The organism is Enterobacter sp. V89_11 (genome assembly GCF_029967775.1).
Lineage (GTDB): Bacteria > Pseudomonadota > Gammaproteobacteria > Enterobacterales > Enterobacteriaceae > Enterobacter > Enterobacter ludwigii.
Map to the genome: position 1 here is coordinate 1 of NZ_JASCAN010000031.1, position 26,137 is coordinate 26,137.

47 protein-coding genes are annotated in these 26,137 nt (G+C 50.7%); 7 read left to right on the forward strand and 40 right to left on the reverse strand.

From position 1 onward, the window contains the following. The first annotated feature begins 224 nt into the window (after window positions 1–224). The gene (locus tag QLG09_RS21530; protein WP_014171882.1) at window positions 225–779 is read left to right on the forward strand and encodes a gamma carbonic anhydrase family protein; all 555 of its coding nucleotides are present in this window, start codon (window positions 225–227) and stop codon (window positions 777–779) included. Here the strand turns inward: QLG09_RS21530 and QLG09_RS21535 are convergent. From QLG09_RS21535 to dprA, 6 genes are read right to left on the reverse strand one after another with little or no spacing between them, the layout of a single operon-like run. Further along, window positions 755–1,003 (reverse strand): DUF1488 domain-containing protein, encoded by a 249-nt coding sequence (locus QLG09_RS21535; RefSeq protein ID WP_014171883.1) that lies wholly within the window; start codon window positions 1,001–1,003, stop codon window positions 755–757. The two genes, QLG09_RS21530 and QLG09_RS21535, sit on opposite strands and share 25 nt — an antisense overlap. Further along, window positions 1,000–1,818 carry a shikimate dehydrogenase gene (gene aroE / locus QLG09_RS21540; protein ID WP_049023211.1) on the reverse strand — a complete coding sequence of 273 codons (819 nt, stop codon included), beginning with the start codon at window positions 1,816–1,818 and terminating at the stop codon, window positions 1,000–1,002. Before aroE ends, QLG09_RS21535 begins: the two co-directional genes overlap by 4 nt. A 4-nt stretch (window positions 1,819–1,822) precedes the next feature. Further along, on the reverse strand, window positions 1,823–2,395 hold the full coding sequence (gene tsaC, locus QLG09_RS21545) for an L-threonylcarbamoyladenylate synthase type 1 TsaC (RefSeq protein ID WP_049023212.1): 573 nt from the start codon (window positions 2,393–2,395) through the stop codon (window positions 1,823–1,825). Further along, complete coding sequence (locus QLG09_RS21550) at window positions 2,385–2,942, reverse strand: type I DNA topoisomerase (protein WP_014171886.1); 558 nt, start codon at window positions 2,940–2,942, stop codon at window positions 2,385–2,387. Before QLG09_RS21550 ends, tsaC begins: the two co-directional genes overlap by 11 nt. Window positions 2,943–2,968: 26 nt before the next feature. Continuing rightward, window positions 2,969–3,442 (reverse strand): DUF494 family protein Smg, encoded by a 474-nt coding sequence (gene smg / locus QLG09_RS21555; RefSeq protein ID WP_014171887.1) that lies wholly within the window; start codon window positions 3,440–3,442, stop codon window positions 2,969–2,971. Then, window positions 3,414–4,538 (reverse strand): DNA-protecting protein DprA, encoded by a 1,125-nt coding sequence (gene dprA / locus QLG09_RS21560; protein WP_049023213.1) that lies wholly within the window; start codon window positions 4,536–4,538, stop codon window positions 3,414–3,416. Before dprA ends, smg begins: the two co-directional genes overlap by 29 nt. A gap of 128 nt (window positions 4,539–4,666) precedes the next feature. Between dprA and def the strand changes: the two genes are divergently transcribed. From def to mscL, 5 genes are all read left to right on the forward strand, one after another. Beyond that, window positions 4,667–5,176: a peptide deformylase gene (gene def / locus QLG09_RS21565; protein ID WP_008503479.1), complete on the forward strand. Its 510-nt coding sequence runs from the start codon at window positions 4,667–4,669 to the stop codon at window positions 5,174–5,176. Window positions 5,177–5,201: 25 nt separating this feature from the next. Next, the gene (gene fmt / locus QLG09_RS21570) at window positions 5,202–6,149 is read left to right on the forward strand and encodes a methionyl-tRNA formyltransferase (RefSeq protein ID WP_014171889.1); all 948 of its coding nucleotides are present in this window, start codon (window positions 5,202–5,204) and stop codon (window positions 6,147–6,149) included. 52 nt (window positions 6,150–6,201) lie between these two features. Then, window positions 6,202–7,488, forward strand: a complete 1,287-nt coding sequence (gene rsmB, locus QLG09_RS21575; RefSeq protein WP_049023214.1) for a 16S rRNA (cytosine(967)-C(5))-methyltransferase RsmB — start codon at window positions 6,202–6,204, stop codon at window positions 7,486–7,488. Window positions 7,489–7,510: 22 nt separating this feature from the next. Then, on the forward strand, window positions 7,511–8,887 hold the full coding sequence (gene trkA, locus QLG09_RS21580) for a Trk system potassium transporter TrkA (RefSeq protein ID WP_014171891.1): 1,377 nt from the start codon (window positions 7,511–7,513) through the stop codon (window positions 8,885–8,887). A 146-nt stretch (window positions 8,888–9,033) separates the two neighbouring features. Beyond that, window positions 9,034–9,447, forward strand: coding sequence for a large-conductance mechanosensitive channel protein MscL (gene mscL / locus QLG09_RS21585; protein WP_014171892.1), 414 nt, complete (start codon window positions 9,034–9,036; stop codon window positions 9,445–9,447). Here mscL and QLG09_RS21590 read toward each other — a convergent pair whose 3' ends face one another. From QLG09_RS21590 to rpsJ, 31 genes are all read right to left on the reverse strand, one after another. Further along, a complete protein-coding gene (locus tag QLG09_RS21590; RefSeq protein ID WP_014171893.1) occupies window positions 9,448–9,663 on the reverse strand; it encodes an alternative ribosome-rescue factor A in 216 nt (71 codons plus the stop codon). A gap of 57 nt (window positions 9,664–9,720) precedes the next feature. Further along, entirely contained in the window at window positions 9,721–10,143 is a 423-nt protein-coding gene (zntR, locus tag QLG09_RS21595; protein WP_014171894.1) for a Zn(2+)-responsive transcriptional regulator, read from the reverse strand. Window positions 10,144–10,145: 2 nt separating this feature from the next. Further along, the gene (locus tag QLG09_RS21600) at window positions 10,146–10,514 is read right to left on the reverse strand and encodes a DUF1992 domain-containing protein (RefSeq protein ID WP_049023215.1); all 369 of its coding nucleotides are present in this window, start codon (window positions 10,512–10,514) and stop codon (window positions 10,146–10,148) included. Window positions 10,515–10,621: 107 nt separating this feature from the next. Further along, complete coding sequence (rplQ, locus tag QLG09_RS21605) at window positions 10,622–11,008, reverse strand: 50S ribosomal protein L17 (protein ID WP_001216372.1); 387 nt, start codon at window positions 11,006–11,008, stop codon at window positions 10,622–10,624. 40 nt (window positions 11,009–11,048) lie between these two features. Beyond that, the gene (rpoA, locus tag QLG09_RS21610; RefSeq protein ID WP_002919219.1) at window positions 11,049–12,038 is read right to left on the reverse strand and encodes a DNA-directed RNA polymerase subunit alpha; all 990 of its coding nucleotides are present in this window, start codon (window positions 12,036–12,038) and stop codon (window positions 11,049–11,051) included. Window positions 12,039–12,063: 25 nt separating this feature from the next. Then, window positions 12,064–12,684, reverse strand: coding sequence for a 30S ribosomal protein S4 (gene rpsD, locus QLG09_RS21615; protein ID WP_004868345.1), 621 nt, complete (start codon window positions 12,682–12,684; stop codon window positions 12,064–12,066). A gap of 32 nt (window positions 12,685–12,716) precedes the next feature. Continuing rightward, window positions 12,717–13,106: a 30S ribosomal protein S11 gene (gene rpsK, locus QLG09_RS21620; RefSeq protein ID WP_003863312.1), complete on the reverse strand. Its 390-nt coding sequence runs from the start codon at window positions 13,104–13,106 to the stop codon at window positions 12,717–12,719. A 16-nt stretch (window positions 13,107–13,122) separates the two neighbouring features. Further along, window positions 13,123–13,479, reverse strand: coding sequence for a 30S ribosomal protein S13 (gene rpsM, locus QLG09_RS21625; RefSeq protein WP_003863308.1), 357 nt, complete (start codon window positions 13,477–13,479; stop codon window positions 13,123–13,125). Window positions 13,480–13,625: 146 nt separating this feature from the next. Then, window positions 13,626–13,742: a 50S ribosomal protein L36 gene (gene rpmJ / locus QLG09_RS21630; RefSeq protein WP_000868187.1), complete on the reverse strand. Its 117-nt coding sequence runs from the start codon at window positions 13,740–13,742 to the stop codon at window positions 13,626–13,628. A 31-nt stretch (window positions 13,743–13,773) separates the two neighbouring features. Next, window positions 13,774–15,105: a preprotein translocase subunit SecY gene (gene secY / locus QLG09_RS21635; protein WP_014171896.1), complete on the reverse strand. Its 1,332-nt coding sequence runs from the start codon at window positions 15,103–15,105 to the stop codon at window positions 13,774–13,776. A gap of 7 nt (window positions 15,106–15,112) precedes the next feature. Continuing rightward, complete coding sequence (rplO, locus tag QLG09_RS21640; protein ID WP_003863304.1) at window positions 15,113–15,547, reverse strand: 50S ribosomal protein L15; 435 nt, start codon at window positions 15,545–15,547, stop codon at window positions 15,113–15,115. A 3-nt stretch (window positions 15,548–15,550) separates the two neighbouring features. Further along, entirely contained in the window at window positions 15,551–15,730 is a 180-nt protein-coding gene (gene rpmD, locus QLG09_RS21645) for a 50S ribosomal protein L30 (RefSeq protein ID WP_003863301.1), read from the reverse strand. Between the two features lie 6 nt (window positions 15,731–15,736). Continuing rightward, the gene (rpsE, locus tag QLG09_RS21650) at window positions 15,737–16,237 is read right to left on the reverse strand and encodes a 30S ribosomal protein S5 (RefSeq protein ID WP_003863299.1); all 501 of its coding nucleotides are present in this window, start codon (window positions 16,235–16,237) and stop codon (window positions 15,737–15,739) included. A 14-nt stretch (window positions 16,238–16,251) separates the two neighbouring features. Then, window positions 16,252–16,605 carry a 50S ribosomal protein L18 gene (gene rplR, locus QLG09_RS21655; RefSeq protein WP_013099023.1) on the reverse strand — a complete coding sequence of 118 codons (354 nt, stop codon included), beginning with the start codon at window positions 16,603–16,605 and terminating at the stop codon, window positions 16,252–16,254. Window positions 16,606–16,614: 9 nt separating this feature from the next. Next, the gene (gene rplF / locus QLG09_RS21660) at window positions 16,615–17,148 is read right to left on the reverse strand and encodes a 50S ribosomal protein L6 (protein WP_003863296.1); all 534 of its coding nucleotides are present in this window, start codon (window positions 17,146–17,148) and stop codon (window positions 16,615–16,617) included. 12 nt (window positions 17,149–17,160) lie between these two features. After that, the gene (gene rpsH / locus QLG09_RS21665; RefSeq protein ID WP_006178918.1) at window positions 17,161–17,553 is read right to left on the reverse strand and encodes a 30S ribosomal protein S8; all 393 of its coding nucleotides are present in this window, start codon (window positions 17,551–17,553) and stop codon (window positions 17,161–17,163) included. Between the two features lie 30 nt (window positions 17,554–17,583). After that, the gene (gene rpsN / locus QLG09_RS21670; protein ID WP_003863291.1) at window positions 17,584–17,889 is read right to left on the reverse strand and encodes a 30S ribosomal protein S14; all 306 of its coding nucleotides are present in this window, start codon (window positions 17,887–17,889) and stop codon (window positions 17,584–17,586) included. A 14-nt stretch (window positions 17,890–17,903) separates the two neighbouring features. Beyond that, window positions 17,904–18,443, reverse strand: coding sequence for a 50S ribosomal protein L5 (rplE, locus tag QLG09_RS21675; protein ID WP_001096206.1), 540 nt, complete (start codon window positions 18,441–18,443; stop codon window positions 17,904–17,906). 14 nt (window positions 18,444–18,457) lie between these two features. Beyond that, on the reverse strand, window positions 18,458–18,772 hold the full coding sequence (gene rplX, locus QLG09_RS21680; RefSeq protein WP_000729185.1) for a 50S ribosomal protein L24: 315 nt from the start codon (window positions 18,770–18,772) through the stop codon (window positions 18,458–18,460). Between the two features lie 10 nt (window positions 18,773–18,782). Continuing rightward, entirely contained in the window at window positions 18,783–19,154 is a 372-nt protein-coding gene (gene rplN / locus QLG09_RS21685) for a 50S ribosomal protein L14 (protein WP_002919748.1), read from the reverse strand. A gap of 166 nt (window positions 19,155–19,320) precedes the next feature. Next, the gene (gene rpsQ, locus QLG09_RS21690) at window positions 19,321–19,575 is read right to left on the reverse strand and encodes a 30S ribosomal protein S17 (protein WP_008503489.1); all 255 of its coding nucleotides are present in this window, start codon (window positions 19,573–19,575) and stop codon (window positions 19,321–19,323) included. After that, window positions 19,575–19,766, reverse strand: a complete 192-nt coding sequence (rpmC, locus tag QLG09_RS21695; RefSeq protein WP_003863282.1) for a 50S ribosomal protein L29 — start codon at window positions 19,764–19,766, stop codon at window positions 19,575–19,577. The genes rpsQ and rpmC overlap by 1 nt, the downstream gene beginning before the upstream one ends. Beyond that, a complete protein-coding gene (rplP, locus tag QLG09_RS21700; RefSeq protein WP_002919759.1) occupies window positions 19,766–20,176 on the reverse strand; it encodes a 50S ribosomal protein L16 in 411 nt (136 codons plus the stop codon). The genes rpmC and rplP overlap by 1 nt, the downstream gene beginning before the upstream one ends. Before the next feature lie 12 nt (window positions 20,177–20,188). Beyond that, the gene (gene rpsC, locus QLG09_RS21705) at window positions 20,189–20,890 is read right to left on the reverse strand and encodes a 30S ribosomal protein S3 (RefSeq protein WP_000529945.1); all 702 of its coding nucleotides are present in this window, start codon (window positions 20,888–20,890) and stop codon (window positions 20,189–20,191) included. Window positions 20,891–20,907: 17 nt separating this feature from the next. Then, complete coding sequence (gene rplV / locus QLG09_RS21710) at window positions 20,908–21,240, reverse strand: 50S ribosomal protein L22 (protein ID WP_002919773.1); 333 nt, start codon at window positions 21,238–21,240, stop codon at window positions 20,908–20,910. A gap of 14 nt (window positions 21,241–21,254) precedes the next feature. Further along, on the reverse strand, window positions 21,255–21,533 hold the full coding sequence (gene rpsS, locus QLG09_RS21715; protein WP_001138117.1) for a 30S ribosomal protein S19: 279 nt from the start codon (window positions 21,531–21,533) through the stop codon (window positions 21,255–21,257). Between the two features lie 16 nt (window positions 21,534–21,549). Beyond that, window positions 21,550–22,371 (reverse strand): 50S ribosomal protein L2, encoded by an 822-nt coding sequence (gene rplB / locus QLG09_RS21720; protein WP_000301859.1) that lies wholly within the window; start codon window positions 22,369–22,371, stop codon window positions 21,550–21,552. 17 nt (window positions 22,372–22,388) lie between these two features. After that, complete coding sequence (gene rplW / locus QLG09_RS21725) at window positions 22,389–22,691, reverse strand: 50S ribosomal protein L23 (RefSeq protein ID WP_000617546.1); 303 nt, start codon at window positions 22,689–22,691, stop codon at window positions 22,389–22,391. Continuing rightward, window positions 22,688–23,293 carry a 50S ribosomal protein L4 gene (rplD, locus tag QLG09_RS21730; protein WP_000424395.1) on the reverse strand — a complete coding sequence of 202 codons (606 nt, stop codon included), beginning with the start codon at window positions 23,291–23,293 and terminating at the stop codon, window positions 22,688–22,690. The genes rplW and rplD overlap by 4 nt, the downstream gene beginning before the upstream one ends. Window positions 23,294–23,303: 10 nt before the next feature. Then, the gene (gene rplC / locus QLG09_RS21735) at window positions 23,304–23,933 is read right to left on the reverse strand and encodes a 50S ribosomal protein L3 (RefSeq protein ID WP_006178923.1); all 630 of its coding nucleotides are present in this window, start codon (window positions 23,931–23,933) and stop codon (window positions 23,304–23,306) included. A 32-nt stretch (window positions 23,934–23,965) separates the two neighbouring features. After that, the gene (gene rpsJ / locus QLG09_RS21740; protein ID WP_001181005.1) at window positions 23,966–24,277 is read right to left on the reverse strand and encodes a 30S ribosomal protein S10; all 312 of its coding nucleotides are present in this window, start codon (window positions 24,275–24,277) and stop codon (window positions 23,966–23,968) included. A gap of 379 nt (window positions 24,278–24,656) precedes the next feature. Here rpsJ and QLG09_RS21745 point away from each other — a divergent pair, with 379 nt between their 5' ends. Continuing rightward, a complete protein-coding gene (locus QLG09_RS21745; protein WP_049023217.1) occupies window positions 24,657–25,130 on the forward strand; it encodes an A24 family peptidase in 474 nt (157 codons plus the stop codon). Here the strand turns inward: QLG09_RS21745 and bfr are convergent. The 3 genes from bfr to QLG09_RS21760 form a co-directional block, all read right to left on the reverse strand. Further along, window positions 25,114–25,590: a bacterioferritin gene (bfr, locus tag QLG09_RS21750; RefSeq protein WP_014171902.1), complete on the reverse strand. Its 477-nt coding sequence runs from the start codon at window positions 25,588–25,590 to the stop codon at window positions 25,114–25,116. The two genes, QLG09_RS21745 and bfr, sit on opposite strands and share 17 nt — an antisense overlap. Window positions 25,591–25,662: 72 nt before the next feature. Beyond that, the gene (gene bfd / locus QLG09_RS21755; RefSeq protein WP_008503493.1) at window positions 25,663–25,857 is read right to left on the reverse strand and encodes a bacterioferritin-associated ferredoxin; all 195 of its coding nucleotides are present in this window, start codon (window positions 25,855–25,857) and stop codon (window positions 25,663–25,665) included. 179 nt (window positions 25,858–26,036) lie between these two features. Continuing rightward, the coding region (locus tag QLG09_RS21760; protein ID WP_072082104.1) for an elongation factor Tu at window positions 26,037–26,137 on the reverse strand (101 nt) is incomplete at its 5' end.

Genomic DNA, 26,137 nt, shown 5'->3' on the forward strand with positions numbered 1-26,137 from the left:
GGTTATCTGTGAAGTGATTCACATCCGCCGTGTCGATGGAGGCGCATTATAGGGATCCCAATTTTTAGCACAAGTACTTTTTGGATCTTTTTTTCCAACTGTCGATTTTCCGCGCTTTTCGCTGAAATCCCACCCAATATGCTTAAATATTGACGCTTTTTGCCTTGCCTCGATCCATTAATATGATCAAGTCTTCTATATAGTGCTCATCGTTCGAGGTAGATATGTCCGCAGTATTACGTCCTTATAAAGATCTTCTCCCCCAAAAAGGCGATCGCGTGATGATCGATGCCAGCAGCGTGGTCATCGGCGATGTTCGAATGGCCGATGACGTCAGTATCTGGCCGCTCGTCGCCATCCGGGGGGATGTAAACCATGTGGCCATTGGTGCACGCACCAATATTCAGGACGGTAGCGTTCTGCACGTAACCCACAAATCCTCCTATAACCCCCAGGGCAATCCACTCATCATTGGAGAAGATGTCACCGTCGGCCATAAAGTTATGCTTCACGGCTGCACTATTGGTAATCGGGTTCTTGTTGGCATGGGGTCGATTTTGCTGGATGGCGTCATTGTAGAAGATGACGTGATGATTGGCGCAGGCAGCCTTGTTCCCCAGAACAAAAGACTGGAGAGCGGCTATCTCTATTTGGGAAGCCCGGTAAAACAGATCCGCCCCCTGAAGGAGGCAGAGATCGAAGGATTAAAATACTCGGCGAATAACTACGTTAAATGGAAGAATGACTATCTGAGTCAGGATACCCAGACCCAGCCCTGATCGTCTTCCTGCTGATCGCGGATTAAATCGCTGGCTTCCTCTTCAAGATCCCAGCGATTTTCACAAAACACCTCTAACGGGTCTGAACCACCAAAGCGACGCAACAGCGTTTCCCCACGAATGGCACAGGTAAGTTGCATTCCATGCACCAGCACCGGGAAACAGACCGCCTGTTTACTCTCGTCCCAGCTTTCCCTGTCCGGAAAATGAATTGCCTGATTCACGCCGTGAGCTCCCTTTTCAGCTTTTCAATGACCGGTTCGACCGAAGGCAATACACCGTGCCAGAGCAACACCGCGTGTGCCGCCTGTCCCACCAGCATTCCCAGCCCATCGGCTACGTGTTTTCCGCCATGCTGTTCACACCAGTTCAAAAAAGGTGTCTTCCCTTTCTGATAGAACATGTCGTAGAAGTAAATATGGGCACTTACCAGCGAAGCAGGGATCGCCGGCACGTCACCACCGATACCGCTGGAGGTGGCGTTGATGATCAGATCAAACTCACGATCGGCAAGTTCATCCAGGGCGACCGCGCTCACGCTGCCGGTATGTGCGAACAACGCGGCCAGCGCTTCTGCCCGCGAGAAGGTCCTGTTTGTAATGGTCACCGCGCAATCCAGTGACAGCAGAGGCAGCAATACTCCCCGCGACGCTCCGCCCGCACCAATTAGCAGAACCCTGAAACCAGGCTTAATAAACGAGAGCCTTTCCAGATCGCTCAGTAACCCAATTCCGTCAGTGTTGTCTCCCAGCAGGCGTCCATCTTCAAGCCGTTTTAAGGTATTCACTGCACCCGCAAGGGAAGCACGCTCGGTGAGTTCATCCGCACGTTCGAAGGCTTCCTCTTTAAACGGTACCGTTACATTCGCACCTTTGCCGCCCGCGTTGAAGAAACCCTCCAGCGCAGGAATAAATGCATCAACAGGAGCCAGCACGCGGCCATAGGAATGATTTATTTGCAGTTGCTCGGCAAACAGTTGATGGATTAACGGTGACTTGCTGTGCGCTATCGGATTACCAAAAACAGCATAGGTTTCCATTGGATTACCCCTGGCGAAAACGTTCGCCGGTCAAGGCGTCGCGGATTTCAGACGGATTGAGGCGCCCTCCCGTCTCACCGACGGCAACCGGGAAATCATTCCCAAACTGCGCCCTTACTTCGTCGGTTGTGCGGCAAGGTGGCTGCCCGGTCAGATTCGCGCTGGTTGAGACCAGTGGTTTTCCAAAGACCAGGCAAAGTTCGACCACCAGCGGATGGTCCGTCACGCGCACGGCGAGGGAATCAAAGCGCCCGGTCAACCAGCGCGGCGTTGTCGGCTTCGCCGGGAAAACAAAGGTCACGGGGCCGGGCCATGCTGAGAAAATAGTCTCCCGCTGCTCCGGCGTTAGCATGGAATCATCGATATAAGGCTTAAGCTGCTCATAGTTAGCAGCGATTAAAATAAGCCCTTTTTCGACTGGCCTCTGTTTAAGTGTGAGCAATCGGCCAACGGCCGTTTCGCTGTCAGGATCGCAACCGACCCCAAAAACAGCTTCAGTTGGATAGGCGATGACTTCTTCATTTTTCAGGACATCCACCGCATGAGCAATGGAGCCTGATGGCAGGTTATTCTTCACTGTTTTGATCCGCCGGAACCGGCTTTCCACATTGTTTACTGGCGCAGAAGCGTTTCAAACCTTGCGCCGTTTTTTTCTCTATAAGTAACGGATAATTGCAATGAGAGCAGACACCCGCTACCGGTTTGAAATTGATAACAAACTGACATTCAGGATAGCGATCGCAGGAATGAAAGGTCTTACCAAAACGAGAACGGCGCTGCACGAGCTGTCCACGCTGGCATTGAGGACAGGCAATAGCCGTTTCATCGGGTTTATCAATTTGTTCTGTATGTTCACATTCAGGATAGTGGCTACAGCCAATAAACATGCCGAAACGCCCCTGACGTAGCGCTAACTCGCCGCCGCAAAGAGGGCAAAGCTGTCCCTCCAGAATTTTAACGATATGTCCATCCGCCTGGCTTTTCAGGGGACGGACATAATCACATTCCGGATAGTGGGAACAACCGAGAAACGGGCCGTGTTTCCCGGACCGAATAACAAGTTCGGCCCCGCACTGCGGGCAGGGCTCATTTTTATGCACCGTGAATAGTGCTGATTTGGCCATAACAACTCTTGGTGCTGCACATTGAATTAATGCAGCATACCTTCATTCACTTCAAAGAGTAATTCTTCCATTTGCTGATAGGCATTTTCACAGCCTGGAATATTAAACAGAACCATCAGGATGACCCACTTGAGGTCTTCCAGTTCGAAGTCTGCCGTATCCAGCGCCATAACGCGCTCTATCACCATCTCTCTCGTTTCGAGGTTTAGCACCTGAATCTGCTCAAGGAATAAAATGAATCCCCGGCAGCTCGCGTCCAGCCTTTCACACTCTTCAGCTGTGTAGATGCGCACAGACAATGGGTCAGAAGCTAACTGCATCGGTTCGGCGAGGCCTTCCTGATAATCAGCCAGTTTTTCCAGCCACATCAACGCATTATAGATATCTTCCCGCTCAAACCCCGCATCGGTAAGATCCTGTGTCAATTTGTCCTGATCCACTCGCATTTCTGCTTCGTTATGGATGTAAGTCTCAAACAAATACATCAGTACGTCGAACATGGCTTGCCCTCCTTAATCGGACATAGCCGCCGGGTACAGCTGCGATCCATCCTGCTAACTCCAGTTCGAGTAGCTGTGCTACCGTAACTGGCACAGGTTGGCCGGCACGTTCAGCGACAACGTCAACAGGTGTTACCTCATCTCCTACGTTAGCCAGGAGCTTGGGAAATGGCAATGCCACCTTTCCCTGATCTGATGAATAATGTCGCTTTTCGGGATCTTCCTGCAGCCATTGCAATCCATATTGCAAATTTTCAAGAATGTCCCTGACTTCCGTTACCGGTGTTGCACCCTGCTTTATCAGCCAGTGCGGCCCTTCGCAGCCCGGGTTACCAATTGGGCCGGGTAAGGCAAACACGTCTCGCCCCTGCTCAAGCGCGCACCGTGCGGTCACAAGCGAACCGCTGCGTACCGCTGCTTCAACCACGAACACCCCCTGACTTAGCCCGCTGATAATTCGATTACGCCGGGGAAAGTGTCCCGGCCGGGGCTGCGCTGATAGCGGAAACTCAGACACTATCGCGCCACCAGAATCGATAAGCCGTGCAGCTAGCGCCTGATGCCGACGAGGATAAATACTAAAGAGACCGTTACCCAGCACCGCAACGCTACGCCCTTTTGCCGATAGCGCAGCGTTGTGGGCGACACCGTCAATTCCGCAGGCCAGCCCGCTGGTGATCGTTAAACCACTTTGAGAAAGCTGTTCACAGAGAATTTTTCCCCATCGCTCGCCGTACCATGACGGTGCACGGCTGCCAACAACCGCCAGCTGAACTGCATTCAGTACATCAGGGTTGCCTTTAACAAAGACTGCGCCTGGATAATCCGGGATCGTCCGGAGTAAGGGGGGATAAAGGGGGTGATCCGCCGTGATCAGATAGTTACCCGGCTGCTCAAGCCAGAGCAGGCTACTTTCCAGCTCACGTTCTCTGAGCGCAAAGAACCGTGCAGCCTGTTTGACAGACAGACCGGCGTCTCTGACAACGGGACCGTCAATGGTTGTCTGGTTGTGCAATCGTGCTGCCGCTTCCAGCATCACATCGCCATAAAGAGAACCGGTGTGTATTAACCGTAGCCATAACTCAGTCGATGTCATCCTTTCCCCTGCCATAAGCGGCCTCCGCAATCATTGCGATTGGTCACTGATGCTGTCAATCGATGGGGGTTTTGTCTAGAATAGGAGATAATATTCTTATCAACTCCTGAACACGACTCTGGAAATTTATGGCAGTTTTGCAAGTGTTACATATTCCGGACGAGCGCCTTCGCATCGTCGCTGAACCGGTAAAAGAAGTGAATGCAGAAATTCAGCGTATCGTTGATGATATGTTCGATACCATGTACGCCGAAGAAGGTATTGGTCTTGCGGCCACTCAGGTCGACATTCACAAGCGTATCATCGTGATCGACGTATCTGAAAATCGCGATGGCCGCCTGGTGTTAATCAATCCTGAGCTGCTCGAGAAGAGTGGCGAAACAGGTATTGAGGAAGGTTGTCTGTCTATTCCGGAACAGCGTGCTTTAGTGCCGCGTGCCGAGAAAGTGAAAATTCGCGCCCTGGATCGTGACGGCAATCCGTTCGAACTGGAAGCTGACGACCTGCTGGCGATCTGTATTCAGCATGAGATGGATCATCTGGTCGGTAAACTGTTTATCGATTATCTCTCGCCGCTGAAGCAGCAACGCATTCGTCAGAAAGTAGAGAAACTGGACCGTTTGCGTTCTCGCGCATAACGTCCCCCCGGATACAAGGATCATCGTGTCTAAATCACTACGTATTATCTTCGCGGGAACCCCTGATTTTGCAGCGCGTCATCTTGACGCGCTGTTATCTTCTGGCCACCAGGTTGTTGGCGTGTTTACCCAACCGGATCGCCCGGCTGGCCGTGGTAAAAAACTGATGCCAGGTCCTGTTAAGGTGCTGGCAGAAGAGCATGGGTTACCTGTTTTCCAGCCAGCATCCTTGCGCCCTCAGGAAAACCAGCAGCTTGTCGCTGACCTGAATGCCGATGTAATGGTGGTGGTGGCTTACGGTTTAATTCTGCCAAAAGCTGTGCTTGATATGCCTCGCCTGGGTTGCATTAACGTGCATGGTTCTCTGCTTCCACGCTGGCGCGGGGCAGCACCTATTCAGCGCTCTTTATGGGCGGGTGATGCTGAAACAGGCGTCACAATCATGAAGATGGATGTAGGTTTAGACACCGGTGACATGCTTTATAAACTGGCCTGCCCCATTACGGCCGAGGATACCAGTGCCACCCTGTATGACAAGCTGGCAGAGCTTGGCCCGCAAGGGCTGATTGAAACCCTCCAGCAGATTGCGAATAATACGGCGAAACCTGAAGTTCAGGATGAAGCGCTGGTCACTTACGCTGAAAAATTGAGTAAAGAAGAAGCCCGGATTGACTGGTCTCTGTCAGCGGCTCAACTTGAACGCTGCATTCGCGCCTTTAATCCATGGCCGATGAGCTGGATGGTTATCGACGAGCAGCCGGTGAAAGTCTGGAAAGCCTCCCTTATTGACGGTCACACAACGGCTGAGCCCGGTACGATTATCGACGCCAGCAAGAACGGTATTCAGGTAGCTACCGCACAAGGGATCCTGAATCTGGAATCGCTACAACCTGCGGGTAAGAAGGCGATGAGCGCACAGGATTTGTTAAATTCTCGTCGCGAATGGTTTATCCCGGGCAATCGCCTTGCCTGACCTCATTTAATTTTAGCGCCCGGTGTTTCCGGGCATTTTTATTTTTACGGTTATGAAAAAACAAAATTTACGCAGTATGGCGGCTCAGGCCGTTGAGCAGGTTGTCGAGCAGGGCCAGTCATTGAGCAATATCCTGCCAGCTTTGCAGCAAAAAGTGTCCGACAAAGACAAAGCCCTGCTTCAGGAGCTCTGTTTTGGCGTCCTGCGCACACTTTCTCAGCTCGAGTGGCTGGTTAATAAGCTGATGTCACGTCCAATGACCGGCAAGCAGCGTACCGTGCATTATTTGATTATGGTTGGCTTCTATCAGCTTCTTCACACGCGTATCCCGCCTCATGCCGCACTGGCTGAGACAGTGGAAGGTGCCGTTGTGATTAAACGTCCTATGCTGAAAGGGTTGATTAATGGCGTTCTGCGCCAGTTCCAGCGACAGCAGGAAGAGCTTCTGGCTGAGTTCGGACAAAGTGAAGCACGTTATCTGCATCCTGAGTGGCTCCTGAATCGCCTTAAAAAAGCCTGGCCAGAGCAGTGGCAGGCAATTGCCGACGCGAATAATCAGCGTCCGCCGATGTGGTTACGCGTCAACCGTAATCACCATACGCGCGACGCCTGGCTGGCTTTACTGGAAGAGGCTGGAATGAGCGGCTTCACACATGAAGCATATCCTGACGCTGTGCGTTTAGCCTCCCCTGCTCCGGTACATGCTTTACCCGGTTTTGATGAAGGTTGGGTGACCGTACAAGATGCTTCCGCGCAGGGCTGCATGGCCTGGCTGGAACCTAAAAACGGCGAGCACATCCTCGATCTCTGCGCCGCACCTGGCGGTAAGACGACGCATATTCTGGAAGTGGCCCCTCAGGCAAACGTCATGGCCGTGGATGTCGATGAGCAGCGTCTTTCACGCGTCTATGACAACCTTAAGCGCCTGGGAATGAACGCGCAGGTTAAGCAAGGCGATGGCCGCAAACCCGTAGAATGGTGTGGTGAAACGCAATTCGATCGCATCTTGCTGGATGCTCCCTGCTCGGCAACTGGCGTTATTCGTCGCCACCCGGATATTAAGTGGTTGCGTCGCGATCGCGATATCAAGGAACTGACTCAACTGCAATCCGACATTCTTGATGCCATTTGGCCGCACCTGAAGCCAGGAGGCACGCTGGTCTATGCGACCTGTTCGGTCCTTCCGGAAGAAAACAGTCAGCAGATTGCAGCCTTCCTTAAACGTACCCCGGATGCAGTGCTACACGACACCGGCACGCCTGAACGCCCAGGCCTGCAGAATCTGCCGGCCGCTGAAGAAGGTGATGGCTTCTTTTACGCTAAGCTAATCAAAGAGTGATGTTGAGAACAGGTCACGAGATATGAAGATAATCATTCTGGGTGCCGGACAGGTTGGTGGGACGCTGGCTGAAAACCTTGTTGGCGAAAATAATGACATCACGATTGTCGATACCAATGGCGATCGGCTGCGTGTTTTACAGGACAAATTTGACCTTCGCGTCGTGCAAGGTCATGGCTCGCACCCGCGTGTCCTGCGTGAAGCGGGCGCCGACGATGCTGACATGCTGGTTGCGGTGACCAGTTCTGACGAAACCAACATGGTGGCATGTCAGGTGGCCTATTCGTTGTTCAACACGCCGAACCGGATCGCGCGCATCCGCTCCCCGGACTATGTCCGGGATGCAGAGAAGCTGTTTAATTCCGAAGCGGTCCCTATCGACCATCTTATCGCCCCAGAACAGCTGGTTATCGACAATATCTACCGCCTGATCGAATATCCTGGTGCGCTGCAGGTGGTGAACTTCGCCGAAGGTAAAGTGAGCCTGGCGGTCGTTAAGGCCTATTACGGCGGTCCATTGATCGGTAATGCGCTCTCCACCATGCGTGAGCATATGCCGCATATTGATACCCGCGTTGCAGCCATTTTCCGCCACGACAGGCCAATTCGCCCACAGGGTTCAACCATAGTCGAGGCAGGTGATGAAGTCTTCTTCATCGCGGCATCTCAGCATATTCGCGCGGTAATGAGCGAACTGCAGCGTCTCGAAAAACCGTATAAACGCATTATGCTCGTTGGCGGTGGTAATATCGGCGCGGGTCTGGCGCACAGGCTGGAAAAAGACTACAGCGTGAAGTTGATCGAGCGCGATCAACAGCGCGCGGCTGAGCTGGCTGAAAAGCTGCAAAACACCATCGTGTTTTATGGCGATGCCTCTGATCAAGAGCTGCTGGCAGAAGAGCATATTGATCAAGTTGATCTGTTTATTGCCGTCACTAACGACGACGAGGCGAACATTATGTCCGCCATGCTCGCCAAACGTATGGGGGCAAAAAAGGTCATGGTGCTTATTCAACGCCGCGCCTACGTTGACCTCGTGCAGGGAAGCGTTATTGATATCGCGATATCACCGCAGCAAGCAACCATTTCTGCCCTGCTGAGCCATGTTCGTAAAGCGGATATTGTTGGCGTATCCTCCCTTCGCCGCGGTGTGGCTGAAGCCATTGAGGCCGTTGCTCATGGTGATGAAACCACATCACGCGTTGTGGGCCGCGCTATCGATGAAATTAAACTGCCACCGGGAACAATTATTGGTGCCGTGGTGCGTGGAAACGACGTGATGATTGCGAATGATAATTTACGTATCGAGCAAGGCGACCACGTCATTATGTTCCTAACCGATAAAAAGTTTATTACCGACGTCGAACGTTTATTCCAGCCAAGTCCATTCTTCCTGTAATCAATCAGGTGCTTATAAAAGAGCACCTGATTATTAACCCTCTTATTCCCATGCCTTTTATTTTTCATAACGATTAATTATCCCCAATGGAAATTAACTAATCATTTGTTAAACTTATAATCGTCAGTTGGCTCAAGGAGAAGAAAATGAGTTTAGTTAAAGAATTTCGCGAATTTGCGATGCGCGGGAATGTGGTGGATCTGGCAGTGGGTGTCATTATCGGTGCAGCGTTCGGTAAGATCGTTTCATCACTGGTAGCCGACATTATTATGCCTCCCCTCGGGCTGTTAATCGGGGGCATTGATTTTAAACAGTTTGCCGTGACGCTTCGGGATGCACAGGGTGATGTCCCTGCCGTTGTTATGCATTATGGCGTTTTCATTCAGAACATATTTGATTTCGTGATCGTGGCGTTCGCCATTTTTATGGCTATCAAGCTTATCAATAAGCTTAACCGTAAAAAGGCTGAAGAACCGGCTGCGCCGCCTGCCCCGACAAAAGAAGAAGTGTTATTGACTGAAATTCGCGATCTTTTGAAAGAGCAAAATAACCGCTCTTAATCAGACGTTGAAAAAAGGAAGGCCAGTGGTAAAAAAGCGATTCGCTTGCTTGCCACTGGCCTCCCAGTTACCCCGTTTTGCATGTTTCCCTTTTCGTAAATAACTCCCTTTTCCTTTTTTATTCTTCTCAATACGCTGCCTGAAAAGCGGGTCGTGGAGCAGTGCCTCAATGGCATTGTCCTGAATTTGCCCTTTCGTATGCTGATAGCGGCTCATAATTTCTCCTGAGCATGGTGTATGTCGACGGGAGTCTAGTCCCGGATGAAGTAAAAATCAACAGCCCTGGGTTCCACTGGCCCCCTGTTCAAGGGCTTCAAGAATTGAACAATAAATACTGCTATGAGCTGTACCGCAACAGGCGTCATTCAACCGTTGCAGAGAACGCTGCATGGTCTGCAGTTCCTGTATACGCGCTTCAACTTCATCAAGCCTTGCCTGTACGATGCTCTTCGACTCCTGGCAAGTATGGTGTTCAGGATCGATGCGGATCGAAAGTAACTCGCGGATCGAGTCCAGCGTGAAACCAAGCTGGCGAGCGTAGCGGATAAACCGTAAGCGCTGCAGGTCATGATCGGTATAGAGTCGAAATCCACCTTCAGTACGAACCTCGTGATCAATCATCTGCTGCTTTTCGTAATAGCGGATAGTGTCCGGCGTTACGTTAGCAAGCCTGGCAAGTTCACCGATACGGTACATGGTTATTCCTCATTTATTTTCTGTATTAGCCTGTCACTGTACTCACCGTGCAGAAAGTCAGTGCTCATTCCGGCCTGACGCATTTTGAGTTCGATGAGAGCCAGTCGACGGCTAATTTCACGGTAGCGGGGATCATTCTTGCGAATCCCTTTCAGCAGGTCAGCCAGTTGCATGGCCTCTTTACGCTGCTCCAGTTCCGGTGGTAAACAACCGGCATTTTTGAGTAAGCGATATCCGGCCCGTAATTCAGGGGCAACATGCGAATCATCATCAAGCACTAACGGCTCGCCGCGTCCCGCAAGGTTATCAAATTCGCCTTTTCGCTGAGCATCGCTGATATGGCGTTCTGCCCACTGGTCGAGCAACCACATGAATAACTCCAGAAGATGAACAGAAAAGATACAGATATTGTAGAGAAGTGGGCATTCAGCGGATATAAAAAAACCCGCCGAAGCGGGTTTTTTTACGTTACTACAGATTACTCTGCAGCAGCTTCTGCTTTAGATTCTGAACGATCAACCAGCTCGATGTAAGCCATCGGAGCGTTGTCGCCTGCACGGAAGCCACACTTCAGAATACGAGTGTAACCACCGGCACGGCTCGCGAAACGCGGACCCAGTTCGTTAAACAGTTTTGCCACGATCTCGTTATCACGAGTACGGGCGAATGCCAGACGACGATTTGCAACGCTGTCAGTCTTGGCAAGAGTAATCAGCGGCTCAACTACGCGACGCAGCTCTTTCGCTTTAGGCAGGGTCGTCTTGATGATTTCATGACGAACCAGTGAACCTGCCATGTTGCGGAACATAGCCTGGCGATGGCTGCTGTTGCGGTTCAGTTGACGACCACTCTTACGATGGCGCATGACCTTATCCTTCTCAGTAAAACCTTAACCTGTGATCCGGTTACTCGTCAGCAATGCTTGCTGGTGGCCAGTTTTCCAGGCGCATGCCCAGAGACAGACCACGTGAAGCCAGCACGTCTTTAATCTCGGTAAGAGATTTTTTACCCAGGTTCGGCGTTTTCAGCAACTCAACCTCGGTACGCTGTACCAGATCACCGATATAGTGGATAGCTTCTGCCTTGAGGCAGTTAGCAGAGCGGACAGTCAATTCGAGATCGTCAACAGGGCGCAGCAGGATCGGATCGAATTCTGGTTTCTCTTCTTTCACTTCCGGCTGACGAACATCACGTAAGTCAACGAAAGCTTCCAGTTGTTCTGCCAGGATGGTTGCCGCACGACGAATCGCCTCTTCAGGATCGATTGTGCCGTTGGTTTCCATTTCGATGACCAGCTTGTCCAGGTCGGTACGCTGTTCTACACGCGCTGCTTCAACATTGTAGGCAATACGCTCTACAGGGCTGTAGCATGCGTCGACCAGCAGACGGCCGATTGGGCGCTCATCTTCTTCCGAATGAATTCGGGCAGAAGCCGGCACATAACCACGACCGCGCTGAACTTTGATACGCATGCTAATCGCTGCGTTCTCATCGGTCAGGTGGCAGATCACGTGCTGCGGCTTGACGATTTCAACATCACCGTCGTGGGTGATGTCGGCTGCAGTCACAGGGCCAATGCCAGATTTATTCAGAGTAAGAATAACTTCATCTTTACCCTGAACTCTCACCGCCAGCCCTTTCAGGTTGAGCAGGATTTCAAGGATATCTTCCTGAACGCCTTCTTTGGTGCTGTACTCATGAAGTACACCATCAATCTCAACCTCGGTCACCGCGCAACCCGGCATCGATGAGAGCAGAATACGGCGCAGTGCGTTACCCAGAGTATGGCCAAAGCCACGCTCTAAAGGCTCAAGGGTCACCTTGGCGTGCGTCGAACTCACTTGCTCGATATCTACCAGGCGCGGTTTTAGAAACTCTGTCACAGAACCCTGCATTGTGTCCTCTCTTTGGTACTAAGCTTTACTTGGAGTAAAGCTCGACGATCAGGTGTTCGTTAATGTCCGCAGACAGATCAGAACGTTCTGGCTGACGCTTGAACGTACCTTCCATCTTGCCAGCATCAACTTCCAGCCAGGTTGGCTTTTCACGCTGCTCAGCCAGCTCCAGAGCGGCTTTCACGCGAGATTGCTTTTTCGCTTTCTCACGAATGCTAACAACGTCATTCGCTTTAACCTGATAAGAAGCGATGTTAACAACACGACCGTTTACCATGATTGCTTTATGGCTAACCAACTGGCGTGATTCAGCACGAGTCGCGCCGAAGCCCATACGGTAAACAACGTTGTCCAGACGACCTTCCAGCAGAGCCAGCAGGTTTTCACCTGTGTTGCCTTTCAGACGTGCTGCTTCTTTATAGTAGTTACGGAACTGACGCTCCAGCACACCGTACATACGGCGAACTTTTTGCTTTTCACGCAACTGCACACCATAGTCAGACAGACGCGGTTTACGCGCACCGTGCTGGCCAGGAGCTTGTTCAATTTTACACTTGGTATCGATCGCGCGAACGCCAGACTTAAGGAATAAGTCGGTGCCCTCACGACGGCTCAGCTTGAGCTTAGGACCCAAATATCTTGCCATTTTCTATCTCCAACTAACCTAAAAAACGAGCGTTATACGCGACGTTTTTTCGGCGGACGACAACCGTTATGAGGGATCGGAGTCACATCAGTAATATTCGTGATGCGGAAACCAGCGGCGTTCAGAGCGCGAACAGTAGATTCACGACCCGGACCCGGACCTTTAACCATAACTTCCAGATTCTTGATGCCGTATTCTTTTACGGCTTCTGCGCAACGCTCTGCTGCAACCTGAGCTGCAAACGGAGTGGATTTGCGAGAACCACGGAAACCGGAACCACCGGCTGTTGCCCAACCCAAAGCGTTACCCTGACGATCAGTGATAGTAACGATGGTGTTGTTGAAAGAAGCATGGATATGAGCCACGCCGTCAGAGACTTGTTTTCTTACACGTTTACGTGCACGAACTGGTGCCTTTGCCATTATTCAATCACCCCGATTATTTCTTGATCGGTTTGCGCGGACCCTTACGGGTACGTGCGTTGGTCTTAGTACGCTGACCGCGCACTGGCAGACCACGACGATGACGCAAACCGCGATAGCAACCAAGATCCATCAGGCGCTTGATGCTCATGCTGATTTCACGGCGCAGATCACCTTCAACGACAAATTTGGCAACTTCGTCACGCAGCGTGTCGATTTGTTCTTCAGACAGCTCACTGATCTTAACATCTTCAGCGATACCCGCTGCAGCCAGAATGGCTTTGGAACGGGTCTTGCCGACGCCATAGATCGAAGTTAATGCGATCACAGCATGTTTCTGATCAGGAATGTTAATGCCTGCTATACGGGCCACTATGCACTCCTACTATTTAATATGTACGCACCATGCTGAAAAGCCCGTTTTCAGGATACTCAAATGGAAACGTACAGACATACAAAAGATTGGCTGGCTAATCTAGCCAGCTCAACCCAACTTTGCAAGAAAAATATGCGAAATAATCAGCCTTGGCGCTGTTTATGCTTCGGCTCGGCACTGCAAATCACACGGATGACACCATCACGCTTAACGATTTTGCAGTTACGGCATAATTTCTTGACGGAAGCACGAACTTTCATTTTTACTCTCCGTAACTTCTCAGGCGACCATTTAGCGGCCGTAGCCTTTCAGGTTCGCCTTCTTCAATGCAGACTCATACTGACTGGACATCATCAGAGTTTGCACTTGAGCCATAAAGTCCATAATCACGACAACAACGATAAGCAGTGAGGTCCCACCGAAGTAGAACGGTACCTTCATTGCATCACGCATGAACTCCGGGATCAGGCAGATAAAAGTAATATAAAGCGCACCAACCAAAGTCAGGCGAGTCATTACTTTATCGATATACTTCGCCGTTTGCTCTCCCGGACGAATTCCTGGTACAAATGCACCGGACTTCTTCAGGTTATCTGCTGTTTCACGCGGGTTGAAAACCAACGCCGTGTAGAAGAAACAGAAGAAGATGATCGCAGACGCATAGAGTAACACATAAAGTGGTTGCCCAGGCTGCAAATACAGCGAAATTGTTGTCAGCCAGTTCCAACCAGTACCGCCCCCGAACCATGACGCGATGGTTGCCGGGAACAGAATAATACTGGAAGCGAAGATAGCCGGGATAACCCCCGCCATGTTCACTTTCAGCGGTAAATGTGTGCTCTGTGCAGCATAGACACGACGACCTTGTTGACGCTTAGCGTAGTTCACCACAATGCGGCGTTGACCACGTTCAACGAAGACAACAAAGAACGTCACTGCAAATACTAATACTGCAACCAACAGCAACAGGAGGAAGTGCAGGTCGCCTTGACGCGCTTGCTCGATAGTGTGGGCAATGGCTGGCGGGAGACCCGCAACGATACCAGCGAAGATAATGATTGAGATACCGTTACCGATACCACGCTCAGTAATCTGTTCGCCGAGCCACATCAGGAACATTGTTCCTGTGACCAGACTTACAACAGCGGTGAAATAGAATGCAAAGCCTGGGTTTAATACCAGGCCCTGCATACCAGGCATATTCGGAAGACCGGTAGCAATACCGATCGACTGGAATATTGCCAGCACCAGAGTGCCGTAACGGGTGTACTGGCTTATCTTACGACGTCCAGACTCCCCTTCTTTCTTCAATTCTGCCAGGGCCGGATGAACGACCGTCAGCAGCTGGATAATAATCGATGCCGAAATATACGGCATGATACCCAGAGCGAAGATAGAAGCACGGCTGAGAGCACCACCAGAGAACATGTTAAACATTTCAATGATGGTGCCTCGCTGTTGCTCAAGCAGTTTGGCAAGTACAGCGGCATCGATACCAGGGATCGGAATAAAAGAGCCAACACGGAACACAATCAGCGCGCCGATAACAAACAGCAGTCTGCGTTTCAGCTCGCCAAATCCACCTTTGGCACTTTGAAAATCTAATCCCGGTTGCTTAGCCATCTGCTACTTATTCCTCAATTTTACCGCCAGCGGCTTCGATAGCAGCACGAGCACCTTTAGTAACACGCAGGCCACGAACAGTTACCGGAGTAGAAACTTCACCAGCCAGGATCACTTTCGCGAACTCGATCTGGATACCGATAATGTTTGCCGCTTTCAGCGTGTTCAGGTCTACAACGCCGCCTTCAACTTTCGCCAGGTCAGACAGACGGATTTCCGCTGTAATCGCTGCTTTGCGAGAAGTGAAGCCGAACTTCGGCAGACGACGGTACAGTGGCATCTGGCCACCCTCGAAACCGCGACGTACGCCACCGCCAGAACGAGAGTTCTGACCTTTGTGACCACGACCACCGGTTTTGCCGAGGCCAGAACCGATACCACGACCCAGGCGTTTACCCGCCTTTTTAGAGCCTTCGGCCGGAGACAGAGTATTTAAACGCATCTCTTACTCCTCAACTTTAACCATGAAGTAAACCGCGTTGACCATACCACGAACAGCGGGAGTATCCTCGCGCTCAACGGTATGACCAATACGACGCAGACCCAGGCCAAGCAGCGTTGCCTTGTGTTTCGGCAGACGACCGATTGCACTGCGGGTTTGAGTGATTTTAATAGTCTTTGCCATGGTCAATTACCCCAGAATTTCTTCAACGGATTTACCACGCTTGGCAGCGACCATTTCTGGAGAATTCATATTTTCCAGGCCATCAATAGTTGCACGAACCACGTTAATCGGGTTGGTGGAACCGTATGCTTTAGCCAGAACGTTATGAACCCCAGCAACTTCCAGAACGGCGCGCATTGCACCACCGGCGATGATACCGGTACCTTCTGAAGCTGGCTGCATGAATACACGAGAACCCGTGTGAACACCTTTAACTGGGTGCTGCAGGGTACCGTTGTTCAGCGCGACGTTAATCATATTGCGACGGGCTTTTTCCATCGCTTTCTGGATCGCTGCTGGAACTTCACGCGCTTTACCGTAACCAAAACCAACGCGACCGTTACCATCGCCAACTACAGTCAGAGCTGTGAAGGAGAAAATACGACCACCTTTAACGGTTTTAGATACGCGGTTAACCGCGATCAGCTTTTCCTGCAGTTCGCCAGCCTGTTTTTCGATGTGAGCCATCTTACACCTCTACCTTAGAACTGAAGGCCAGCTTCACGGGCAGCATCTGCCAGTGCCTGGACACGACCATGATATTGGAACCCGGAACGGTCAAAGGAAACATTGCTGATGCCTTTTTCCAGAGCGCGTTCTGCAACAGCTTTACCTACAGCTGCAGCGGCGTCTTTGTTACCGGTGTACTTCAATTGCTCTGCAATAGCTTTTTCTACAGTAGAAGCAGCTACCAGAACTTCAGAACCGTTTGGTGCAATGACCTGTGCGTAAATATGACGCGGGGTACGATGTACCACCAGGCGAGTTGCACCCAGCTCTTTGAGCTTGCGGCGTGCGCGGGTCGCACGACGGATACGAGCAGATTTCTTATCCATAGTGTTACCTTACTTCTTCTTAGCCTCTTTGGTACGCACGACTTCGTCGGCGTAACGAACACCCTTGCCTTTATAAGGCTCAGGACGACGGTAGGCGCGCAGATCTGCTGCAACCTGACCGATCAGCTGTTTATCAGCGCCTTTCAGCACGATTTCAGTCTGGGTCGGACATTCTGCAGTGATACCGGCCGGCAGCGGATGCTCAACAGGGTGTGAGAAGCCCAGAGACAGGCCTACTGCATTCCCTTTGATAGCTGCACGATAACCTACACCAACCAGTTGAAGCTTTTTAGTGAAGCCTTCGGTAACACCAACAACCATTGAGTTCAGCAGGGCACGCGCGGTACCAGCCTGAGCCCATCCATCCACGAAACCATCACGTGGACCGAAGGTCAGAGCATTATCTGCATGTTTAACTTCAACAGCTTTGTTGAGGGTACGAGTCAGCTCGCCGTTTTTACCTTTGATCGTAATAACCTGACCGTCGATTTTTACATCAACGCCGGCAGGAATAACGACCGGTGCTTTAGCAACACGAGACATTCTTTCCTCCGATTAGGCTACGTAGCAGATAATTTCGCCACCAAGACCAGCCTGGCGCGCTGCACGATCAGTCATAACACCTTTAGAGGTAGAAACAACTGCGATACCAAGACCAGCCATAACTTTAGGCAGCTCATCTTTTTTCTTATAGATGCGCAGACCTGGGCGGCTGACACGCTGAATGCTTTCTACAACAGCTTTACCCTGGAAATACTTGAGAGTAAGTTCCAGTTCCGGCTTGGTGTCGCCTTCAACTTTAAAATCTTCGATAAAACCTTCTTCCTTCAGCACGTTGGCAATTGCCACTTTCAGCTTGGCGGAAGGCATGGTGACCGCAACTTTGTTCGCGGCCTGACCGTTACGGATACGGGTCAGCATATCCGCGATCGGATCTTGCATGCTCATCTGTCTTTACTCCCGTGATTCAATTGGTAATTACCAGCTAGCCTTTTTCAAGCCTGGTACTTCACCGCGCATGGCGGCTTCACGCAGTTTGATACGGCTCAACCCAAACTTGCCCACATAACCATGTGGACGACCTGTTTGACGACAGCGGTTACGCTGACGAGACGGGCTGGAATCACGCGGCAGAGACTGCAGCTTGAGAACCGCATTCCAACGATCTTCGTCGGAAGCGTTCACATCAGAAATGATCGCTTTCAGTTCAGCGCGTTTAGCGAAGAATTTATCAGCTAAAGCTACGCGTTTTACTTCGCGTGCTTTCATTGATTGCTTAGCCATTCAGTAACCCTACCTTACTTGCGGAACGGGAAGTCAAAGGCAGCCAGCAGAGCACGGCCTTCTTCATCAGATTTCGCAGTAGTGGTAATGGTAATATCCAAACCACGCACGCGGTCGACTTTATCGTAGTCGATCTCTGGGAAGATGATCTGCTCACGGACACCCATGCTGTAGTTACCACGACCGTCGAAAGACTTAGCGGACAAGCCACGGAAGTCACGGATACGTGGTACAGCAATAGTGATCAGGCGCTCAAAGAACTCCCACATGCGTTCGCCACGCAGAGTTACTTTACAGCCGATCGGATAGCCCTGACGGATTTTGAAGCCTGCAACAGATTTGCGTGCTTTGGTGATCAGCGGTTTTTGACCGGAGATTGCTGTCAGGTCAGCTGCTGCGTTATCCAGCAGTTTCTTGTCAGCGATCGCTTCACCAACACCCATGTTCAGGGTGATCTTCTCGACCCGAGGGACTTGCATGACAGAATTGTAGTTAAACTCAGTCATGAGTTTGTTAACTACTTCGTCTTTGTAGTAATCATGCAGTTTCGCCATCGTACTACTCCAAATTACTTGATAGTTTCGCTGTTAGACTTGAAGAAACGGACTTTTTTCCCGTCTTCGAATCTAAAGCCTACACGGTCAGCCTTGCCGGTTGCCGCATTGAAGATTGCAACGTTAGAAACCTGAATAGCAGCTTCTTTTTCAACGATGCCGCCTGGTTGGTTCAGGGCCGGAACCGGCTTCTGATGTTTCTTAACCAGGTTGATACCTTCAACAATGACCTTGCCGGAAGACAGGACATTTTTTACTTTACCGCGTTTACCTTTATCTTTACCGGTTAACACGATAACTTCGTCATCACGACGGATTTTCGCTGCCATGATTCGCTCCTTAGAGTACTTCTGGTGCCAGAGAGATAATTTTCATGAACTTTTCAGTACGAAGTTCACGAGTTACCGGCCCAAAGATACGCGTGCCGATTGGCTGCTCACTGTTATTGTTCAAAATAACGCATGCATTACCATCGAAGCGAATGACAGAACCGTCAGGGCGACGAACACCCTTCTTGGTGCGCACCACTACCGCTTTCAGCACATCACCTTTTTTGACCTTACCACGTGGAATTGCTTCTTTGATGGTGATCTTGATGATGTCGCCTACGCCTGCGTAGCGACGGTGCGAGCCACCCAGAACCTTGATACACATTACGCGACGTGCACCGGAGTTGTCGGCGACGTTCAGCATAGTCTGTTCTTGGATCATTTTAGTGCTCCGCTAATGTCAACTACTACCTGAGACTCTAAAATCAGAGCCGTTAAAAAGCCCCATATCGAGGGCGCGGCATTATAACACCGCTTCTACAATATGGGTAGAAAAAATAAACGGCTCATCGCTGAGCCGTTTATTCGTATTGAGAATGCGTACTCTATTACAGAACCGCTTTCTCTACAACGCGAACCAGCGTCCAGGACTTAGTCTTGGACAGTGGACGGCATTCACGGATTTCAACCTTGTCGCCGATACCACATTCGTTGTTCTCGTCATGTACGTGCAGTTTGGTCGTACGTTTGATGAATTTACCGTAGATCGGGTGTTTCACAATACGTTCGATAGCTACAACGATGGATTTCTCCATTTTGTCGCTAACAACACGACCTTGCAGAGTACGGATTTTATCGGTCATTACGCACCCGCCTTCTGAGTCAGTAAAGTCTTAACGCGCGCAACATTGCGACGCACTTGCTTCAGCAGGTGAGTCTGTTGCAGCTGGCCACTTGCAGCCTGCATACGCAGGTTGAACTGCTCACGCAGCAGGTTCAGCAGCTCAGCGTTCAGCTCTTCAACGCTTTTTTCACGCAGCTCTTTTGCTTTCATTACATCACCGTCTTAGTTACAAAGGTGGTTTTGATAGGCAGTTTCGCTGCTGCCAGGCCGAAGGCTTCACGGGCCAGCTCTTCCGGAACGCCGTCCATTTCATAAAGGACTTTGCCCGGTTGGATCAAGGCAACCCAGTACTCCACGTTACCTTTACCTTTACCCATACGAACTTCCAGCGGCTTCTCGGTGATCGGTTTGTCCGGGAATACACGGATCCAGATCTTACCTTGACGCTTAACTGCACGGGTCATTGCACGACGTGCTGCTTCGATCTGACGTGCAGTCAGACGACCACGGCCAACAGCTTTCAGACCGAAAGTGCCGAAGCTAACATCCGTACCCTGCGCCAGACCACGGTTGCGGCCTTTGTGCACTTTACGGAATTTTGTACGCTTTGGTTGTAACATCAGCGACGCTCCTTATTTACGGCCTTTACGCTGCTGCTTTTTAGGTTGAGCAGCCGGTTTTTCCGGTTGTTCAACAGCAGCCATACCACCCAGGATCTCACCTTTGAAGATCCATACCTTAACGCCGATTACACCGTAAGTGGTGTGCGCTTCAGAGGTGTTGTAGTCGATGTCAGCACGCAGAGTGTGCAGCGGTACGCGACCTTCGCGGTACCATTCGGTACGTGCGATTTCCGCGCCGCCCAGACGGCCGCTAACTTCAACTTTGATACCCTTAGCGCCCAGACGCATTGCGTTCTGTACAGCACGCTTCATAGCACGACGGAACATAACACGACGTTCCAGCTGTGAAGTGATGCTGTCAGCAACCAATTTAGCGTCCAGTTCAGGCTTACGAACTTCAGCGATATTGATCTGTGCAGGAACGCCAGCGATATCCGCTACGACCTTGCGCAGTTTTTCTACGTCTTCGCCTTTCTTACCGATAACGATGCCAGGACGAGCAGTGTGAATGGTTACACGAATGCTCTTAGCTGGACGCTCGATAACGATACGAGATACAGACGCTTTAGCCAGTTCCTTAGTCAGGTACTGACGTACTTTAAAATCGCTGTCCAGGTTGTCAGCGAATTCTTTGGTGTTCGCAAACCAGGTAGAGTTCCATGGTTTTACAATACCCAGGCGAATACCATTAGGATGTACTTTCTGACCCATTGCTAGTCTCCAGAGTCTCAGCGATCGGACACAACCACAGTAATGTGGCTGGTGCGCTTCAGGATGCGATCTGCACGACCTTTCGCACGCGGCATAATGCGCTTCATGCTTGGGCCTTCATCTACGAAAATTTTCGCGACTTTCAGATCGTCGATGTCAGCGCCATCGTTGTGTTCAGCGTTAGCAATGGCAGATTCCAGTACTTTCTTGACCAATACCGCAGCTTTCTTGTTGGTATAGGTCAGGATGTCCAGGGCCTGCGACACTTTCTTACCGCGAATCAGGTCAGCAACAAGGCGAACCTTCTGAGCAGAAGAACGAGCATGGCGATGTTGAGCTAAAGTTTCCATCTCTTCCTCCTACCTTATTTCTTCTTCGCTTTTTTATCAGCAGCGTGGCCGCGATAAGTACGAGTCGGTGCGAATTCACCCAGTTTGTGACCAACCATTTCGTCGGTAACAAAGACTGGAACGTGCTGACGACCATTATGGACAGCGATGGTCAAACCGATCATGTTAGGAAAGATCGTTGAACGACGGGACCAAGTGCGCAGGGGCTTCTTGTCTCCGCTTTCCACCGCTTTCTCTACCTTCTTCAGCAAGTGCAGGTCAATAAAAGGACCTTTCTTGAGAGAACGTGGCATGGCTTATCCTCTAAAATTATTTGCTACGGCGACGTACGATAAATTTATCAGTACGCTTGTTGCTGCGGGTCTTCTTACCTTTGGTCTGAACGCCCCACGGAGTTACCGGGTGCTTACCAAAGTTACGACCTTCACCACCACCATGTGGGTGGTCTACTGGGTTCATCGCAGTACCGCGAACGGTAGGACGAACACCACGCCAGCGTGCAGCACCAGCTTTACCCAGAACGCGCAGCATATGCTCAGCATTGCCAACTTCGCCCAGAGTAGCGCGGCAATCTGCTTCGACTTTACGCATTTCACCAGAACGCAGACGCAGGGTGACATAAGCACCGTCACGAGCAACGATCTGAACGTAAGTACCCGCGGAACGCGCCAGCTGACCACCTTTACCTGGTTTCATTTCTACGTTATGAACGGTAGAACCAACCGGGATATTGCGCATCGGCAGGGTGTTGCCTGCTTTGATTGCAGCATCAACGCCAGACTGAATCTGGTCGCCAGCTTTCAGGCCTTTAGGGGCCAGGATGTAACGGCGTTCACCGTCTTTGTACAGAACCAGCGCGATGTTCGCGGAACGGTTCGGATCGTACTCAAGACGTTCAACAACTGCTGGGATACCGTCTTTGTTGCGTTTGAAGTCAACAATACGATAAGCCTGCTTGTGGCCACCACCGATGTGACGAGTGGTGATACGGCCATTGTTGTTACGACCACCGGATTTGCTGTTTTTTTCCAGCAACGGAGCAAAAGGTTTGCCCTTGTGCAGCTCAGGGTTAACCACTTTAACTACGTGGCGACGACCCGGAGATGTCGGTTTACATTTAACAACTGCCATTGTATTACTCCTCCGACTTACTCAGCGCCGCCAACGAAGTCCAGGTTCTGGCCTTCTTTAAGGGTGACGTAAGCTTTTTTCCAGTCGCTACGACGACCGATACGCTGTCCGTGACGTTTAACTTTCCCTTTAACAACCAGGGTGTTAACGACTTCGACTTCGACTTCAAACAGTTTCTGCACAGCAGCTTTGATCTCTGCTTTGGTCGCGTCTTTAGCAACTTTGAGAACGATGGTGTTTGTTTTTTCCATCGCAGTAGACGCTTTTTCAGAAACGTGCGGTGCGCGAAGCACCTTCAGCAGACGTTCTTCACGAATCATGCCAGCATCTCCTCAACTTGCTTAACAGCATCAGCAGTCATTACGACTTTGTCGAAGGCGATCAGGCTAACCGGGTCGATACCAGTCGCATCGCGTACGTCAACCTTGTGCAGGTTACGTGCGGCCAGGAACAGGTTCTCGTCCAGCTCACCGGTGATGATCAGCACATCTTCCAGAGCCATGTCTTTCAGTTTCTGTGCCAGCAGCTTAGTTTTAGGCGCTTCTACAGAGAACTTCTCGACAACGATCAGACGATCCTGACGTACCAGTTCGGACAGAATGCTTTTCAGCGCGCCGCGGTACATCTTTTTGTTAACTTTTTGACTGTGGTCCTGTGGACGCGCAGCGAAGGTCACGCCACCTGAACGCCAGATCGGGCTCTTGATAGAACCTGAACGCGCACGGCCGGTACCTTTCTGGCGCCATGGCTTTTTGCCAGAACCAGTTACTTCAGCACGAGTCTTCTGAGCACGAGTACCCTGACGAGCACCAGCTGCATAAGCAACAACAACCTGGTGAACCAGCGCTTCGTTGAAATCACGACCGAAGGTAGTTTCGGAAACAGTCAGCGCGCTCTGCGCGTCTTTCAATACTAATTCCATTGCTATCCCCTTACGCCTTCACAGCTGGTTTAACGATCAGGTCGCTACCGGTAGCACCCGGAACAGCACCCTTAACCAGCAGCAGGTTGCGCTCAGCGTCAACACGTACTACGTCCAGGCTCTGAACGGTTACACGTTCGTTACCCAGCTGACCTGCCATTTTCTTGCCTTTGAACACTTTGCCCGGAGTCTGGTTCTGACCGATAGAACCCGGAACGCGGTGAGACAAGGAGTTACCGTGAGTAGCGTCCTGGGTACGGAAGTTCCAGCGCTTAACGGTACCAGCAAAACCTTTACCTTTAGAGGTACCGGTTACGTCAACTTTTTTAACGTCAGCAAACAGCTCAACGCTAATGTCTTGACCTACGGTGAACTCTTCGCCTTCAGCAAGACGGAATTCCCACAGACCACGGCCAGCTTCAACGCCAGCTTTAGCGAAGTGACCCGCTTCTGGTTTGGTTACACGGTTAGCTTTTTTAGCACCGGTGGTAACCTGAACAGCGCGGTAGCCATCGTTAGCCAGATCTTTAACCTGAGTAACGCGGTTTGCTTCAACTTCGATTACGGTTACTGGGATAGAAACGCCATCTTCAGTGAAGATGCGGGTCATTCCCACTTTTTTACCGACTAAACCAATCATTGTTTCAACCTCTCAATCGCTCGATGACCTGATTAACCCAGGCTGATCTGCACGTCTACACCGGCAGCCAGATCCAGACGCATCAGAGCATCAACGGTTTTCTCAGTTGGCTCAACGATGTCAACCAGACGCTTGTGAGTGCGGATTTCGTACTGATCACGCGCATCTTTGTTAACGTGCGGAGAGATCAGAACGGTAAAGCGCTCTTTGCGGGTCGGCAGCGGGATCGGACCACGGACTTGCGCACCAGTGCGCTTAGCAGTCTCGACGATTTCCGCGGTTGATTGATCGATCAGACGATGATCAAACGCTTTAAGGCGGATACGGATTCTTTGGTTCTGCATGAGACCAGAGCTCCAATTATTTTATAAACGAAAATGATTACTCCTCAAACCCATTACGATTGATGGGAGAGTGTAACCGTTCTTACGTAGCTCCCCGATTGGGAGCATTGTTGAGTAACAAAATTAGCTACTCCGGTTCAGATTGAACCCGCCGTCAACTACGACAAGCCCGCGCATTATACGTAAATCTGAGCAAGACGCAAGTGCCGTTTAGAAATTAAGCGCCAAAGACATGCGATGCGTAGGGCATTCCATTATTTGCAGCAACCTGTCTGCTTTCATCTCTTCTTATGAACCCCTCACGCAATTCCTGTGTTCGGACGTTGCTGGCCTTGCATCATGAGAAGAGTATGCACCAAACATCTTTGAGGCTTTGCGTATGCTGACTCCCCTCCCCTTTCTGCTCGTTTACTTCGCACTCTCCGGTTTACTGGTACGTGAAGATATTCGTGCCGGCCTTCTCCCGGATAAATACCTCTGTCCCCTCTTATGGACCGGCCTGCTCTTCCAGCGTTGCCTTCATCCTGACTTTCTTTCGAACGCAGTGACTGGCGCGATAGCAGGGTATGTGAGCTTTGCGATTATCTACTGGGGCTACCGGCTTCTGACTGGACGTGAAGGGATGGGCTATGGCGATGTGAAATATCTTTCGGCACTGGGGGCGTGGCACGGTTGGCACATATTGCCCGCACTGGTGTTAACCGCCGCATTGGTGGCGCTTCTTTATCAGCTCATTCTCGCTTTACCGGCTCCTGATAAACAGGCATTAAAAAACCCACTGCCTTTTGGGCCATTTCTGGCGGCAGCGGGTTTAAGCGTTGGCTGGCAGACGCTGTTTAGTCAGCCACTTTAATCTGGGATTGAAGATAATTCTGCAGACCAATTTTACTGATGAGATCCAGCTCAGTTTCAAGCCAGTCGATATGCCCTTCTTCATCGGCCAGAATCTGGATCATCATATCGCGGCTGACGTAGTCATGGACACTGTCCGCATAGGCAATGGCTTCGCGGAGATCTTTTGCGCCTTCAAGCTCGAGCCTGAGGTCGGACCGAAGCATCTCTTCAACATCTTCACCGATGCCGAGTTTGCCGAGATCCTGCAGGTTAGGAATGCCTTCAAGGAATAAAATACGCTCGATGTATTTATCGGCATGTTTCATCTCATCGATGGATTCATGGTATTCAACATCGTTGAGGCGCATCAGGCCCCAGTTTTTGAACATTCTCGCATGGAGAAAATACTGATTGATCGCGACAAGCTCATTTCCCAATAATTTATTGAGATAACTTATGATTTTAACATCACCTTTCATTATATAGTCCCTCCGCTTCCACTCATTGAAGCGTAGATCGGGCTACAGGGATGTCAAAAAAAAGATGGGCGCTTACGCAATCTCTTTGTATTCCGGGATCTGCATCAATTCGTCCTGCATGATCTCACGTGCAGCACGTACACATTTACCGCATTGATTTCCCACTGGAACAAATTTGCGAAGCTGCTGGAAGGACTGTGGCTGAAACTGGCGAACGGCCTGACGTATTTTTTTGTCACTTACACCATTACATAAACAAACGTACATAAAGACTCCCGTTCAAAATATGCGCAAAGTGTAAGTGAGAATGGTTATGATTACAATAGCACAAACACCCGTATACGGGGCGGGAGAGGACGAAAAATGCGAAAATTTGTGACAGACACATAACGGCAGAAAACAAAAAAGGACGCCGAAGCGTCCTTTTTTAATTCAGGGATAAGTAATTAGCCCAGAACTTTAGCAACAACGCCCGCGCCAACGGTACGGCCGCCTTCACGGATTGCGAAACGCAGACCGTCGTCCATCGCGATTGGGTGGATCAGCG